This window comes from Brevibacterium sp. SIMBA_078 (assembly GCF_046534565.1).
Taxonomy (GTDB): domain Bacteria; phylum Actinomycetota; class Actinomycetes; order Actinomycetales; family Brevibacteriaceae; genus Brevibacterium.
Genome location: NZ_JAWRYQ010000002.1, coordinates 1 through 15037, shown reverse-complemented (window position 1 = coordinate 15037; position 15037 = coordinate 1). Strand labels below are relative to the sequence as shown.

The window sequence follows — 15037 nt, the reverse complement described above, 5'->3', positions numbered from 1 at the left end:
TTCACAGCGTGAGGATCCTCCAGATCGCGACGAGTCCGAGGGCCACGATGACGGCGCGCAGCAGCACGGGCGAGAACTTCCGCCCGATACGGGCACCGAAGTACCCGCCGATGAGTGAGCCGATGGCGATGCAGACAACGGCGATCCAGTTGATCCGGTCGTGACCGACGATGATGTACGTGCTCGCCGAGACCGTATTGACGACGAGGACGAGGACGTTCTTCAGCCCGTTGAGTCGCTGCAGATCATCGGGCAGCAGCAGACCGAGCAGGGCGATGAGGATGATGCCCTGGGCGGCGGCGAAGTAGCCGCCGTAGATTGCGGTGAGGAAGACGACGATGAGCACGGCGATGTACCGGCCCGTGGACAGGCGATCCCCCGCCTCGGCGGCCCGATGCTCGACGCCGGCGGCCTCGGCCCGGCGCAGGGACCGGTTCTTCAGATACCGGGAGAGGTACGGCTGGCCGACCACCATGATCAAGGCCACGACGAGGAGGACCGGCACGATCGTCTCGAATGCGTCCTCGGGCAGGTGCAGCAGCAGATACGCACCGGTCAGCGACCCGAGCAGAGAGGCGGGAACGTATCCGAGAATCCGTTTCCACTGCCCTCGCAGCTCTTCGCGGTATCCGAACGAGGAGGCGATATTGCCGGGGATGAGACCGACGGCGTTGCTCATCGTCGACACCACCGGCGGCACTCCGAAGGCGACGAGCGCAGGGAAAGTGATGAGCGTTCCGGAGCCGACGACGGCGTTGATGCCTCCTGCCGCGATTCCGGCGACGATGACGAGGCCGATCTGCCACGGTTCGAGGCTCAGGTGCGCCAGGAACTCCATGCTCAGAGGGCGGAACGTGCGTGGTAGCGCTGACCGTCCCGGGTGAGCTTGACGTCGATGCCGAAGGTCGCCGCGAGGTTCTCCGCCGTCAGGGTCTCCTCGATCGGACCGGCGGCCAGATCGGTGCCCTCGGACAGCAGCAGCACATGCGTGATGCCCTCCGGGATCTCCTCGACATGATGGGTGACCATGATCGTGGCCGGCGCCCACTTCGACGAGAGGATCTCCGAGAGTGCGCCGAGCAGCTCCTCACGCCCACCGAAGTCGAGTCCGGACGCCGGCTCGTCGAGCAGCAGCAGCTCGGGGTCGGTCATGAGCGCACGCGCGATCTGCACACGCTTGCGCTCGCCCTCGGACAGCGTGCCGAAGCTGCGATCGGCCAAGTGAGTGATGTGGAACGCGGCCAGCAGATCGTGGGCACGCTCGATATCGTCCTGCTCGTACTCCTCCACCCAGCGTCCGGTGACGCCGTAGGCGGCGGTGAGCACGGTGTCGAGGACCGCTTCGGAACTCGGAATGCGGTTGGCCAGAATCGTCGAGGCATACCCGATGCGCGGACGCAGTTCGAACACATCGACGCGGCCGAGCTGCTCCTCGAGGATGTTGACCGTTCCCGTCGTCGGATGCATGCGACCGGCCGCGATTTCGAGCAGGGTCGTCTTGCCCGCACCATTGGGTCCGAGCACTGCCCAATGCTCGCCTTCGGCGACGGTCAGCGAGAAATCGTCGAGGAGGAAATTCGTCCCCCGGCGCACGGACACAGAATCCAGATTCAGGACTTCACTCATATCTTCAGACTCTATCGCAGACGAGCCGTCTATCCTGGTTCGACATGGACCTCACGACCGACTCACTGCTGCTGACCCTGGCCCTCAACCACCGTCTGCGCTCGACCCTGCCCCCTGACGAGGTGACCTCTGCCTTCCTCGACGATGATCGTGATGTTCCTCTCATCGTCTCCGATGAGGTCTTCGACTCGGTCGTTCCCACCGGTCTGCTGCTTTTCGCAGCCGAGGCGGACGCCGCCGGAATCACTCATGCCCGCTTGGCACTGCACCACCCGTCCCTGCCGCATACGACTCCCCCGGTCGATCGCACCGCCCGGACGAAGGTCGGACGCCACACCGCGCCCGTCGTCCTTCATCGCGGCGATGAGCAGGCGGCGATCGCCCTCATCGGCGCCGAGGCGAACGTGGAGATCATCGCCTGTGCGCCCACCGTCTTCCGCCCCGTCACGGTCGGGTCCGCCCCCGAGGCGCTGCGGCGTCTGCGCCTGCTGGTGATGGAGGGCCTGCGCCTCGTCGAGACCATCGACGTCCCCGAGGACTGGAGGCAGGGGCCGTGGCGTGACTGGCAGGAGGAGCTGTCGACGATGCATCCGATCTCCCGGCTCATCCCCACCGAGGCGGATTCTCGCGCGATCTACGCCGCCCTCGACATCCACCACCGGATGCGCACGGTGCTCGCCCCTGCGACGGTCGCCCCACCCGAGTTCGGTGCGTTGCTGTCTCAACTGCACCCCGCCGCCGCGGACTACATCATGGCGGTGGCTACGATGAAGGGGTGAATGAGACGCCTCAGGCCACCGCCTCCCAGATCCCCGTCCAACTGCTCGTCATGGACGTCGATTCGACGTTCATCAACGAAGAGGTCATCGACCTCATCGCCGCCCATGCCGGAGTCGGAGACAAGGTCGCCGACATCACCGAACGTGCCATGGCCGGTGAGCTCGACTTCGCCGAATCCCTGGCCGAACGGGTCGCCCTGCTGAGCGGGCTGCCGGAGACCGTGCTCGATGAGGTGCGAGAGCAGATCACCCTCACCGAGGGGGCCGCCGACCTGGTCTCGGCCGTGCACTCCTCCGGCGGCCAGGTGGCGCTGGTCTCCGGCGGCTTCACCGCCATCATCGCTCCCGTCGCCGCACAGCTGGGTATCACCGACGTCTTCGCCAACGGTCTCGACATCGCTGACGGGCTGTTGACCGGACGGACGAACGGCCGTGTCATCGACCCGAGCGCCAAGGCCGAGATCTTCGAGGATCTGCTCGCTGCCGGCGGATACGATCGTGCCGCCTCGGTGGCGATCGGTGACGGCGCCAATGACATCGGCATGATCGAAGCCGCCGGTCTGGGAGTCGCCTTCTGTGCGAAGCCGGCCCTTGTGGCCGCGGCGGACGCATCCGTGGAGACACGCGACCTGCGAGCCGTCATCGACCTCGTCGCTGCCCGTGCGGACGTGTGAGCGATCCCTCGGACGGTGTGGCACCTGTGCCATTGACCGCTGACTGACCGAAGACGCCTGTGGCGCTGACGAATGTCTCGTCAGCGCCACAGGCGTCTTAGATCGCGTCGGTCGGGCGGAGCGTTCAGACTCCGTGGAAGACCCGGATCTGCGGGGCCGGGTAGTGTCCCGGCTCCACGTCCCAGCTCTCGAGGTCGAAGACCGCGATCGACGAGGGACGGAACGTGTCGGGAACCCCGCCTTCCGGATTGAGGTGGCCGACCACCTCGGCGACGGTCGGCTGGTGGCCCACGATATACGCGCACTGCGCATCCGCGGGGATCGAGTTGATCGCATCCAGCCAGTCGTCGACGGACCCGGAGTACAGCGAGGGATCCTCGCGCAGGGTCAGGTCACCCGGTTCGTCGAGGGTTCCTCCGTGAGCACGGTTGACGGCTTCGACGACAGCCTGTCCGGTCTGCACGGTGCGCCTGGCCGCCGAGGCGATGGCCACATCGGGTGACCAGCGCTCGGCGATCTCGGCACCGGCCTCGACCGCTTGAGCCAGACCCTTCGCATCCAGTGACCGTTCGAAGTCGGTCGGACCGTGCGCTTCCGCCTTGGCGTGGCGGGCGAGGATGAGCACAGGCATGAGCTGTCTCAGGCGCCGGTCGAGTGGAATCCGCCGTCGACGTGGATCATCTCGCCGGTGGTGGCGGGGAACCAGTCGGAGAGCAGGGCGACGATGGCCTTGCCGGCAGGAGTGGTGTCCTTCTGATCCCAGCCCAGGGGTGCGCGGTCGCCCCACATGTCTTCGAGCGTGCCGAAGCCGGGGATGGAGGTTGCGGCGGTGGTCTTCAGCGGTCCGGCCGAGACGAGATTGACGCGCACTCCGTCTTCGCCGACGTACTTGGCGAGGTAGCGGGCGGTCGATTCGAAGGCGGCCTTGGCCACACCCATCCAGTCGTAGACCGGCCAGGAGATGGTCGCGTCGAAGGTCAGTCCGACGATTCCGGCGCCCTTGTTCAGCACGGGCTTCGCGGCCACAGCAATGGCCTTGAGCGAGTATGCGGAGACGTGGATGGCCGCAGATACGGAGTCCCACGGGGTGTCGAGGAAGACTCCGCCGAGGGCGTCCTTCGGTGCGAAGGCGATGGCGTGGACGATTCCGTCGATGTTGCCGCCGAGGCGCTCGGGCAGGGCTGCGAGATCCTCTTCGTTCGTGGCGTCGAGTTCGATGACCTGCGGGGTCTCGGGCAGGCGTTCGGCGATGACCTGAGTGATCTTCATCTGGCGGCCGAAGCTCGAGAGGATGACCTCGGCTCCCTGCTCCTGTGCGATGCGAGCAGCGGCGAAGGCGATCGACGCCTCGGTGAGCACGCCGGTGACGAGAATGCGCTTTCCGTCAAGAATTCCCATGGTGGTCCTTTCGAAAGGAAGGTGGTTGCGTGTGCATGACGCCGCTTCGGGCGGTGTCTCTGTATCGAAGTCTACGGGCTGTGGCCCGGCCGGGCCGCATCGTCTGCGGCCCAGGATCCGGTGGTGGCCGGCCCAGCGCCGTCTGGGTCAGTGGCCCATGCCCAGTCCGCCGTCGACGGGGATGACGGCACCGGAGATGTACGCGGCTTCGTCGGACGCCATCCAGCGGACGACCTTGGCGACCTCACCGGGTTCGGCGAATCGTTTCGCCGGGATCGTCGACAGGTATTCCTTCTGCTGCTTCTCGCTGAGTTCATCGGTCATATCCGTGCGGATGAAGCCGGGGGCGACGACATTGGCGGTGATTCCGCGGGAGCCGACCTCACGGGTGATGGAACGGGCGAAGCCGACGAGACCGGCCTTCGACGCGGAGTAGTTCGCCTGACCGGGCACCCCGTAGAGACCCGACACCGAGGAGATGAGGACGATGCGGCCCTTCTTCGCGCGGATCATCCCGGTGATTCCGCGCTTGACGGTGCGGAAGGCACCGGTGAGGTTCGTGTTGATGACGGATTCGAATTCGTCATCGTTCATCCGCATGAGCAGGTTGTCGGCGGTGATTCCGGCATTGGCCACGACGACCTCGACGGGACCGAGCTTCTCCTCGATCTCGGTGAACGCCCGATCGATCGATTCGCTGTCGGTGACATCGGCGGCCACGGCCAGCGCTCCCTCCGGGGCCTGACCGTTGCGGGAGGTGACTGCCACCTTGTCCCCCTGGGCGAGGAATTCCTCGGCGATGGTGCGACCGATTCCGCGGTTGCCGCCGGTGACGAGGACTGTGCGTGGTTCTGACACGTTGGTCTCCTGTTGATCGACTGTGTTCTTCAAATCTATCGTGGACAAACCTATCCTGTCCTTTGGCCGATGGATACGACTCTCACAAAGGACGAGTATCATGTTTGGCAGTCATCGATCGAAGAAGGATATGGTCAGGCACGCTCAGCAGATCACCACGGCAGACACCGCCCTTGATGACGATATGCGGTCTCGGATCATCAAGTATTCGATCACCATGGGCATCAGGACGGTCTGCTTCGTGGCCGCCTATTTCGCTTTCGTCGCCGACATACACATCCTCATGTGGATCTGCGTGGCAGGTGCGGTCGTCCTCCCCTACCCTGCGGTGATCTTCGCCAATGCGGGCCGCGAACGCACCCGAGACGATCGTTCCGCCCTGCTCGAACATGCCCCGCTGACAGAGCTGCCGCCGGCGCGCGGTGAGACGATCTCCGGCGACACCCTCGGCGGAGAGACGATCGATGACGAGACGGACGACAATGCAGATCCCCGAGGCGGCGCCCCTGACGCGACCGATCCAGGCGAGGATCACCAGAGCGAAACGATCCGGGGCGAAACGATCCGGGGCGACACGGTCCCGGGCGAAACCGTCCAAGGTGAGACCGTCGACGACAACGACCAAGACAGGAAGGACCAGGCTTGAGCGAGCAGCTGCAGTGTTCCGCGAAGGAATGCCGGGCGTTCGCGACCCGCGCCCTGCTGTGGAACAATCCCCGCGTCCACACTCCCGAACGGAAGAAGACGTGGTTGGCCTGTGATGAGCACCTCGACTATCTGCGTGACTTCCTGACTCTGCGCGACTTCTTCATCAGCGACGTCTCCGTCGACGAGATTCCGGAGGACGCAGGTTGAGCCGCTATTCCTTCCTCTTCTCCGCACGCTGGCTCAAATACATCGCCATGGCGATCATCGTCATCATCGCCTGCGTGTTCCTCGCCCTGTGGCAGAAGGACCGCCGCGACCAGCGGGAGCAGGAGATCGCGACGATCACCGCGAACTACTCCGCCGACCCCGTCGACATCGCCTCGGTGCTCTCGACACCGAATTCGACGCTGGAGACCGCCGATGAGTGGACACAGGTGGAGCTGAGCGGAGAGTTCTCCGACGAGGACACCGTCCTCGCACGCAACCGCACGGTCGAAGACAAGCCCGGCTTCTATGTGGTGACTCCGTTCGAGATCAGCGGCGGTTCGACGATTGCCGTCGTCCGCGGCTTCACCGCCGAACAGGATTCCGTGCCGCCGGCTCCCCAGGGTGAGCAGACCGTGGTCGCTCATCTGCGTCCCGCTCAGGACGGGTCCGAGGATGAGAACCCGAAGGGACTCATCAAGGCCATCGATCCCGCACGGATTCCCGGTATGGACGATGCCTATTCGCATGTCTACGTCGAGGCCTCACCGGCCGAGACGGGCGGCTCCCCGGAAGAAGGGCTGACCCCGATGCCGATGCCCGAGCTCGATCCGGGCAACCACCTGTCCTATATGCTCCAGTGGTTCGCGTTCGGGATCATGATCATCATCGCCGTGGTCATCTCGGCCCGTCGGGAACGCAAAGCCGCCGCCGAGGCGGTCGACCACGGCTCTGCCGAGAACGAAATGGTCGTCATCGACAAGGCCGCCCTCGACGCGGGTGCGAAGATCAGTCAGCCCGGCAGCCGCTATGGCCGCAACCGCTGGGCATCGCCCACCGTGCGCGGGCAGGCCGAAGCCGATGAGGATGCCCTGTTCGAGGAGCGCTTCCGCTCTCAGTGAGCCGATCAGCCGAGTCAGGCCGACCGGCTCAACCGAGTGCGATGAGCCGGCTCAGGCGAGCGTGACGAGGTCGAGGTACGTGTCGTTCCACAGATCCTCGTCGCCGTCGGGCAGCAGGAGCACACGGTCGGGATCGAGCGCGGACACCGCACCCTCATCGTGGGTGACGAGCACGATCGCGCCTTCGTAACGGCGGATCGCCGAGAGGATCTCCTCGCGGGAGGCCGGATCGAGGTTGTTCGTCGGCTCGTCGAGCAGCAGCACATTCGCGCTCGAGACCACGAGGGTCGCCAGTGCCAGACGTGTCTTCTCGCCTCCGGAGAGGACCCCGGCGGGTTTGTGTACATCGTCGCCGCTGAAGAGGAACGAACCGAGCACGTTGCGCACCGCGGTGTCATCGAGGTGCGGGGAGTTCCGCGACATGTTCTCCAGCACTGTGCGCTCGAGGTCGAGGGTCTCATGCTCCTGCGCATAGTAGCCGAGCTTGAGGCCGTGTCCGGGCACGACTTCTCCGTAGTCGGGTTCGTCGAGTCCGGCGAGCAGACGCAGCAGCGTCGTCTTGCCGGCACCGTTGTAGCCGAGTACGACGACTCGTGTGCCCTTGTCGATTGCGAGATCGACACCGGTGAACACCTCCGTCGAACCGAAGCTGCGAGAAAGCCCTTCGGCTGTCAGCGGCACACGTCCGCAGTCGGCCGGAGCCGGGAAGCGCAGATTCGCGACCTTCTCCGTGGCGCGTTCGTCCTCGAGCCCGGCGAGCAGCCGGTCGGCGCGCTTGGCCATCTGCTGGGCGGCGACGGTCTTCGTCGCCTTCGCCATCATCTTGTTCGCCTGGGCGTTGAGCGCAGCGGCCTTCTTCTCGGCGTTGGCACGTTCGCGGCGGCGACGCCGCTCGTCGTCCTCACGCTGTTTGAGATAGAGCCGGTAGCCCATCGAATAGATGTCGATGGTCTGACGGGTGGCGTCGAGGAAGAAGACCTTGTTGACCACTTCGTCGATGAGATCGAGGTCGTGGCTGATGATGATCAGACCACCGGAGTAGGCCTTGAGGTGGTCGCGCAGCCACAGCACGGATTCGGCGTCGAGGTGGTTCGTCGGCTCGTCGAGGATCATCGTATCCGGAGCCGAGAACAGGATCCGGGCGAGCTCCACACGGCGGCGCTGACCGCCGGAGAGCGTCCCGATCTCCTGGCTGATCAGTGCTTCGTCGAGGCCGAGGTTCGCGGCGATGGCGAAGGCTTCGGATTCGGCGGCATAGCCGCCGGCGGCGATGAACTCCGCTTCGATGCGCGGGTAGCGGTCGATGGCCTTCGTCGCCACCTTCTCGTCCGGTGAGGCCATCTGCCGTTCGGCCTTGCGCAGACGCTTGACGAGGACGTCGAGGTCGCGCACCGAGAGGATGCGTTCCATTCCGGTGGCAGTGAGGTCGCCGCTGCGCGGATCCTGCGGCAGATAGCCGACGGTGCCGGAGATCGACACGGATCCGGATTGAGCCGGGTGTCCGCCCATGATCACCTTGGTCAGAGTCGTCTTGCCGGCGCCGTTGCGACCGACGAGACCGACCCGGTCGCCCTTGTCGACGCGGAAGGACACCTCGGACATGAGGGTGCGGGCGCCGACGGCGACTTCGAGGCCGGAGGCCTGAATCATTCTGTCTCCAAACTGCGGCCGATGAGCTCGGCCAGAAATTCTTGGGGGTGGATGCCGCGGGCCTGGGCCCGGGCGACGAGTTCATCTGCGACTGAGGACGGCACACGGCAGGACACGACAGTGGAGTCCGGCCCGGCCGCTGTGGTCACGGGCTCGACGGAAACGTCGTCCTGAGCAACAGGTTCCGTCGGGTTGTCTGCCTGATCATCGTCGGCTGTCGTGGTCGACGTCCCCGCGGGGACGTATCCGGGGCCTTCCGGCACGGGCGTGCCCTTCTGGAAGGCGGTGGCTGCCGCGCGGGCGCGAACGTCGGCGGCCTCATTGAGTTCGTGGTGGTTGTGTCCCTTGACCCACTCGAACTCGACCGTCCGCCCGTTCAGTGCCTCATCGAGAGACGCTAAGAGGTCCTTGTTGAGGACTTCTTTTCCATCGGCTTTCTTCCACCCTTTGCGTTTCCACCCCGGCATCCATTTGGTCAGGGCGTTGATGACGTACTGCGAATCACAGTATATCTTCAGCTCGTCGTCGCTGTCCGCGGTCGACCGGAGCAGGTCGAGGACGGCCATGAGCTCACCGCGGTTGTTCGTCGCGTTCTTCCACCCACCGGCGTGCCAGGAGGTGTCGTCAATGTACCAGGCCCACCCGGCCGGTCCGGGATTGCCGAGCGCTGATCCGTCTGCGGCAGCGATGATCGTCAATGGTTCTCCTTGGAAAGTCGGATTCCATTCTTTCACGCCGCTGCCTGGTTCTCGGTCCGCGGGGCGGTGATCTCCGCGACCCTGCCCAGCGACGAAGGCCGGATCGGACGACAATCGCCGAGGCGGGGCTGACCTTCTCAGGTCGCCCCGCCTCGGCGATGGTGTTCGTCTGCGTTCCCGAGGGACGCGGACAACCGAACGTCGTCGGTGTCGGATCAGATATTGAATCCGAGGGCGCGCATCTGTTCGCGGCCGTCCTCGGTGATCTTCTCCGGACCCCATGGCGGCATCCAGACCCAGTTGTGAAGCCTACCCTCTTCGTGGAAACGCATCTTGACCAGGCCTTATACGATTCATGCCTAACACTTTCACGCCGTTTCACGCACAAAACCCCGCACAATGACCGGACACTATTTGAGTGAGGATCGGGCGGAGGATGGAGGATGCTGAAGGGTGCTCGCAGGCACGAAGCTGGTCTTGCAGATGCTGCTTCAACACACTCATGCCGAAGTGAATTCTCGAACGTAGCTACGACGTGATTCGGTGTGCACCTCGTCCACACATGTGCATCAGGACGCTGCAGAGACTAGACGCAGACGCTTTGGCCGAAGTGCTTGCGATGCGTGTCGAGCAACGCGTGCGAGCAGTACTCGTTCGAGGTCGTCGCCGACGGATCCAACCTTCTTCAAGTACCTCGGCGCAGCCTTCTTCACGAAACGGATCGCCTTCGCGTCGATGGCCGACTCCATCGACGGTCCCAGAGTTGCCCCATCCTGGACATGCGCGTAAGCGACTGGTTCGCTCCTCACGTTGCTGGGAAGAGAGCCATCTGCCCGTCGCCGCGTTCCAGTCGAGACTATTGCCGTTATCTCGCCCTGATCAACTCGTGAAATGCCCCTTTCGACCGGACGCGAGCCCAGGTCGAACTGGCGATCTTCGATTAGACGCGAGACCGGCCCGAAGCGGCTCCACGGCCCTCGTGACGAAGCGATGATCGAGAGTCTCGAACTTCTGGTAGCGACGGCGCACCAGGTGCCGGTGGCACGACTCCGGTCTTGCGTCCGGTTCGTCGTCGCGATTGTTCGCGCCGGACCTTCCCTCGAGAAGACTGTCGCCCCGGGAGTCCAGGCCGTGAGGCCCGAATGGTCACCGGGGCGTTACACGAGACAGAATACCGAAACCGTGCCCTCGGCGCGAGACGAACCCGCTCTCGTAAGGAGCGATGATGAGCTGAGCGCGTTCGCGGGCATTAACGGCGATGGATACAGCCATGATGGAGTATTCATCGGTATAGCGGATCTTAGATGATCCCTTTCTGTTGCCCGCACAGCGAAACCATGCGGGCACAATCGAACACGCGATTCAGGCGGAGCGCTTTCTACCCGCGTTCTTGCGACGGTGGCTCATGCGTTCAAGCAGACCGGACGCCTCGTCTTGCAGTCCCTGGGTCAGGGCGAAGTGATCAGCCTCCAGGGATTCCGGAGGGACGGGCACACCCCACTCGATCAGGGCCCGAAGTAGATTGGGCAGAGTGGCATGAATTTTGCCGCTGCGCGGCGTTTCCACGCTCCGCACCTTCTGGTGCAACACTGGCGGCAGGCCGATCATACGCAGGCGAATGGTCTTCCAACCCAGATGGTAGGTGGCGCGGTCCTTGCGAAGTTCCGAGTCGCCTTTCTTGGCATGCAGGTCACCGTCGTACTCCACGATGATGCGATGTCCCGGAATCGTCACGTCCGAGGCGGAATATCCAGTCACTCCTTCTCCGTGGCGCACCTCGATACCCGGCAGTAGTTGTTTCAGGGCCAACCACAACGTGATTTCTGACTTTGACGTGTTGGACTGGCAAGAAGGGCAATTGCTTCTGTTGTTACGGCTGCGCAGATCGATAGGGATGCACCAGCGGTTGGCACAGACTGGGCACTCCCAAATGATGTCGAACTTGGACGTGGCCCGGAACATGTCGGGGCGCAGTCCGAGATTGAGTTCGGAGAATTGCGATGAGAGACGAGAATTGTCGACGTTCAGAAATTTGCTCTTTCGTCCGGAGTTATCTGCCTGCAAGCACGTCCAACACCTGCTGCCAAATTGCATGAGGGTACGAACAGGAATGGCGCAGGGACCATGCTTCCGACAGCGTATAAGTACCACATCGGAGTAGCTGGTCAGGTAGGTGGCAGGGTCCCCGTTCTCTCGCATCCAGCAGTCGGGGGCCAGAAAATTGCGCTTGTCCCCCTTGGGGTCAACGTAGCCATCACAGATCCGGTACTGATGGGAGGCGAGCATCCGATGTCCGCGGTTTCGCTCCAGCTGCCATCCTTCACTGATCCATCGGTCGAAAGACTGAGCCGGTTGACCTCCGTCTTCAAAGGTTCGGCGCGCGGCTTCCCGCGTGCTCTGTTTCAGGGCGAACCACGAATCGACGCCGAAGAGGTCGCGGGCCGAGATGTCGACCAGACCAGGGATCCCGTCACGGGTCTGGGCGACAAGGTGCGGATGATCAACTTCGTGGATGCTGTCGAAGGCGAAGCCCTCCCACTTGCCGGAGCGGTGGACTCGTTCGCTGCTGTCTTCAATCACGGTCATTCCTCATTGCCTCTCACCTTGTGCGGCGTGTGCTGGGGACCTCACCGTCCGCCAGCCCGAATCACACCAGAGTTAAGATCCATCGGACCGAGAACTATAAGAGCCTGCACGGTCCTGCTCGTTAAGGACACTAGCGAACAGTCCTGACACAATCGGCTCGGTTCGTGGGCATACAAGGCCAACGGGACAGAAGCATGTCGGTCGGCCGTGTCGATCGAAGGCAAATCAAGAAGGCTCGGAGTACACTCCAGTTAGGCACTGGTTGTCTACGCTATTTGCAGCAAGAATCTCGCCATTTAGTTTGTACCGCAGGTAACCGAGCTTTCATCAATGCATCGGGATCAAAACGACTATCGTTTGTCTCGACAAATCCTATCTGGCACTCCGACTTCTGAGACCGGGCTTCTAAGACCTGGACGCCCACGCGTAACCAATAGGCGTGGGCGTCTCGTTCAAGTGGACATTGTTGAAGCAGGAGGCAGCAGGCATCGTCTAACATGCCATCATGAGCCCAAAAGCACATGGGAGGACTGGCGGTGTTCGAAGAAGCTCCGGCGAAGCCCGATGCAGAGGTGCTGGATGACTATCAGCTTGCGCTCACGGGTTCCAAGAAGCGTACCTACCAGGTTGTTACGAATTGGCTGCACAGAATCATCGACGACCACCCCGACTGGTCGGCCCAGAGAACTATCACAAAGCACGTCAACATGTTCGGCCTGTCTAGTTTCGGATCACTGGTGCGAATCCTTAGCCGAAATCCCGGGATCAGCCTACCGGTCTATGTCCGACTTGCAGTGATCAAGCTCTATCGTGAGTGTGTAGACACGGCCGCAGTGAGAGGCCTTCTTCGCGCGGCGGGGGTGCCTGGCGACGAAGTCGTGGCTTGGGTAGTTGAGTCGGGTCCTGCCAGATCGCCGGAACGAGACTCAGCGATCGTGCGTGCCATCGTCGCGACATGCGCAAAGAAAGAACTATCGGGCCGGCCAGTCGATTGGGATGCACCAATCTTCGCGCTCGAGTTTCTCGAAGAGACAGAACTCGCTTCGCGGGTTCTCGATGCGTTCACCACCGACGACTCGCCCTCGGCGCGTCCGATAGAACTCCAACCAATTGGCGTTGGAGGGCGTGCGGCCGTGGTTGTTCGAACTGAAGAAGTTGCTGAACTGCAGCGCAGCATAGACCAAAGTCGAAGAAGTTCTCTGAGCCTCGACGCGATCTACTTAGCTATGGGACTGTCGAGACATAACATGTGGGATTTAGTACTAGAACGCCCTGTTCGACTTGGATCCGCCACGGTGGCTCGACATGGTTTCGCCCGCACGTTGCCGTCCGGCCTAGTTGTGAAATGGACCCCAATGAATGAGGCTGGACGAGCCATGACGGTGGAGGTCAAGCGATCGATATACTCGTCAACAAGGGTTGAAAAGCTAGGCCCGGCCGAACAATCTACGTTCGCCGTACTCGCAAGCATGTTCTCGAATATCGAGGCATTAACGAAATCACACGCGTCCAGGGACGAAGAGATACTGCTTAATCAGATGATCGACGCTGAAGGAATGTCAGCGATCTACCGATTCGAAAATGCACAGTGGTGGAACGGGGCCAGTCGGATCGCACAGGTCACTCCGCCGACGCAGTCTGTCACTGGCTCACCGCATTCCAAGCATGACGTTAGGGGCCATTGGCGGTACTACTCATCGGGGTCAATTGTGTGGATACGTCCGCATACCCGCGGTCGTTGAATTCCCTCACCGAAATGTCGTGTGGTCGTACTTCGCGTTCGTCCACATCGCGACATCGAGAATACACAGTGAGTCGCCGTAACCTATCGGGCGGCCGTCGTGATCAGCGCGATCCTGACGTGGCTCCGTCGATAAAGGAGATATGCCCTATCACCTCTGGCTAGATTCGCTCTTTGCAGTGGTCGCCGGGTTCGGTGCCGGCACATTTACTGTTCGATCGGCAGCGGCACTTTTACGCGATACGCCAGAAGAATCTACATCACAGATACATGCAGCTGCTCTGCTTGCACAGACACTCCCTTTCCTCGTCACGAACAACATCTTCGGACCGTTCTCTGACATTTTCGCTCCCACCGCCGTAACTCTTGGGTGCGGGGTAGTCGCATCACTCATAGGGGTAATAGCACTTATGATGCGTCCGACGCGGAGTATTGGTTAGGGCATGCATCCTGAATACGAACGCACAATCTGACGTAGCCGCGCGAATACAGATAACAGTCCTAGGATTGACGACGTGGGTGCCAGGTTTCGCGCGCGTCGGCGTGCAGTGGATGAAGTCACGCATCGTGCATCTCAGTGGGCAGAGGCCAGTCCGGACGTATGCTCACTAATTCTTGTCGGTTCCTACGCCTACGGGAAGCCGCAGATAGACAGCGACGTGGATTTGGTCATTCTCAGCGACCAAGCAGATCGGCACCTCGCCAGCCTTGCGTTCATCGATAGCATCACCCCCGGCGGACAGATCATCCGGCACGAGCAGTGGGGGCCGATGCACGAGCGGGATGCACGAGCGGCGAGTGCGCCTCGATGACGGTTTGGTGGTGGAGTTCGGCGTAAGTACACCTGCGTGGGCCGGTCTCCCTGTCGATGTGGGTACGGCCAGGGTGCTCTCCGACGGGTGCAAGATCATCTTCGATGATGGCACTGTGACTGCTGCACTTAGCACGTTAGGGATCCGAGCTGTCGAGTACCGCGCTGATAAAGAAGACACTTCCTAGGTCCCGATCTGTCCAATTCGCTGGACTTGCTTTTCGAATTGCGGTTGGGGCGGCTGATTGCTCTTCGCATCTTCGCCACCTCCCGGGCTGGGTTCATAAGTTCCGGCAGTAAGAGACACACTCGTTAGTCAACGGTAGTCAGCGGAGCTGTTCGGTGAGTACTGGCGGGTGCGACACGTAGCTATTCCTTCTTGTAGGACCTGAGTTGCACAACTTTAGTTACCCACCGCTGACAGCCGAATTTACGACTTTTCTAGCGCCTGGAGCATGTTCT

General features: G+C 62.4%; 15 protein-coding genes and 1 pseudogene. 7 read left to right on the top strand and 9 right to left on the bottom strand.

The window, feature by feature from the left end; all coding sequences use genetic code 11:
* Position 1: 1 nt before the first annotated feature.
* Together SB749_RS08330 and SB749_RS08325 are read right to left on the bottom strand one after the other, a co-directional pair.
* Positions 2 to 838: a sulfite exporter TauE/SafE family protein gene (locus SB749_RS08330; protein WP_410709948.1), complete on the bottom strand. Its 837-nt coding sequence runs from the start codon at positions 836 to 838 to the stop codon at positions 2 to 4.
* A 2-nt stretch (positions 839 to 840) separates the two neighbouring features.
* A complete protein-coding gene (locus tag SB749_RS08325) occupies positions 841 to 1626 on the bottom strand; it encodes an ABC transporter ATP-binding protein (protein WP_410709947.1) in 786 nt (261 codons plus the stop codon).
* 44 nt (positions 1627 to 1670) lie between these two features.
* Between SB749_RS08325 and SB749_RS08320 the strand changes: the two genes are divergently transcribed.
* Together SB749_RS08320 and serB are read left to right on the top strand one after the other, a co-directional pair.
* The gene (locus SB749_RS08320) at positions 1671 to 2405 is read left to right on the top strand and encodes a hypothetical protein (RefSeq protein WP_410709946.1); all 735 of its coding nucleotides are present in this window, start codon (positions 1671 to 1673) and stop codon (positions 2403 to 2405) included.
* Positions 2402 to 3079 (top strand): phosphoserine phosphatase SerB, encoded by a 678-nt coding sequence (serB, locus tag SB749_RS08315; protein WP_410709945.1) that lies wholly within the window; start codon positions 2402 to 2404, stop codon positions 3077 to 3079. The genes SB749_RS08320 and serB overlap by 4 nt, the downstream gene beginning before the upstream one ends.
* Positions 3080 to 3203: 124 nt before the next feature.
* Here the strand turns inward: serB and SB749_RS08310 are convergent, their stop codons facing one another.
* From SB749_RS08310 to SB749_RS08300, 3 genes are all read right to left on the bottom strand, one after another.
* Entirely contained in the window at positions 3204 to 3710 is a 507-nt protein-coding gene (locus SB749_RS08310; RefSeq protein ID WP_172169584.1) for a SixA phosphatase family protein, read from the bottom strand.
* A gap of 8 nt (positions 3711 to 3718) precedes the next feature.
* The gene (gene fabI, locus SB749_RS08305; protein WP_101544266.1) at positions 3719 to 4477 is read right to left on the bottom strand and encodes an enoyl-ACP reductase FabI; all 759 of its coding nucleotides are present in this window, start codon (positions 4475 to 4477) and stop codon (positions 3719 to 3721) included.
* Between the two features lie 147 nt (positions 4478 to 4624).
* Positions 4625 to 5335, bottom strand: a complete 711-nt coding sequence (locus SB749_RS08300) for a beta-ketoacyl-ACP reductase (protein WP_410709944.1) — start codon at positions 5333 to 5335, stop codon at positions 4625 to 4627.
* Between the two features lie 100 nt (positions 5336 to 5435).
* Between SB749_RS08300 and SB749_RS08295 the strand changes: the two genes are divergently transcribed.
* The 3 genes from SB749_RS08295 to SB749_RS08285 are packed head-to-tail and all read left to right on the top strand — an operon-like array spanning position 5436 to position 7089.
* Positions 5436 to 5981: a DUF3099 domain-containing protein gene (locus tag SB749_RS08295; protein WP_410709943.1), complete on the top strand. Its 546-nt coding sequence runs from the start codon at positions 5436 to 5438 to the stop codon at positions 5979 to 5981.
* Entirely contained in the window at positions 5978 to 6190 is a 213-nt protein-coding gene (locus SB749_RS08290) for a hypothetical protein (protein WP_173152345.1), read from the top strand. Before SB749_RS08295 ends, SB749_RS08290 begins: the two co-directional genes overlap by 4 nt.
* Entirely contained in the window at positions 6187 to 7089 is a 903-nt protein-coding gene (locus SB749_RS08285) for an SURF1 family protein (protein ID WP_410709942.1), read from the top strand. The genes SB749_RS08290 and SB749_RS08285 overlap by 4 nt, the downstream gene beginning before the upstream one ends.
* 51 nt (positions 7090 to 7140) lie before the next feature.
* On the opposite strand, the gene SB749_RS08280 is transcribed toward SB749_RS08285, so the two are convergent.
* The 4 genes and pseudogenes from SB749_RS08280 to SB749_RS08265 all read right to left on the bottom strand — a co-directional run bounded on the left by SB749_RS08280 (position 7141) and on the right by SB749_RS08265 (position 12023).
* Positions 7141 to 8739, bottom strand: a complete 1599-nt coding sequence (locus SB749_RS08280; protein WP_410709941.1) for an ABC-F family ATP-binding cassette domain-containing protein — start codon at positions 8737 to 8739, stop codon at positions 7141 to 7143.
* Positions 8736 to 9437 carry a ribonuclease H gene (locus tag SB749_RS08275; RefSeq protein ID WP_410709940.1) on the bottom strand — a complete coding sequence of 234 codons (702 nt, stop codon included), beginning with the start codon at positions 9435 to 9437 and terminating at the stop codon, positions 8736 to 8738. The genes SB749_RS08280 and SB749_RS08275 overlap by 4 nt, the downstream gene beginning before the upstream one ends.
* A gap of 215 nt (positions 9438 to 9652) precedes the next feature.
* Positions 9653 to 9739, bottom strand: a pseudogene (locus tag SB749_RS08270) (metal-sulfur cluster biosynthetic enzyme); the annotation flags it as partial.
* Positions 9740 to 10799: 1060 nt separating this feature from the next.
* Positions 10800 to 12023 carry a zinc-ribbon domain-containing protein gene (locus tag SB749_RS08265; RefSeq protein ID WP_410709939.1) on the bottom strand — a complete coding sequence of 408 codons (1224 nt, stop codon included), beginning with the start codon at positions 12021 to 12023 and terminating at the stop codon, positions 10800 to 10802.
* A gap of 536 nt (positions 12024 to 12559) precedes the next feature.
* Here SB749_RS08265 and SB749_RS08260 point away from each other — a divergent pair.
* Positions 12560 to 13765: a hypothetical protein gene (locus SB749_RS08260; protein ID WP_410709938.1), complete on the top strand. Its 1206-nt coding sequence runs from the start codon at positions 12560 to 12562 to the stop codon at positions 13763 to 13765.
* 514 nt (positions 13766 to 14279) lie between these two features.
* Entirely contained in the window at positions 14280 to 14576 is a 297-nt protein-coding gene (locus tag SB749_RS08255) for a nucleotidyltransferase domain-containing protein (RefSeq protein ID WP_410709937.1), read from the top strand.
* The last annotated feature ends 461 nt before the right edge of the window (positions 14577 to 15037 follow it).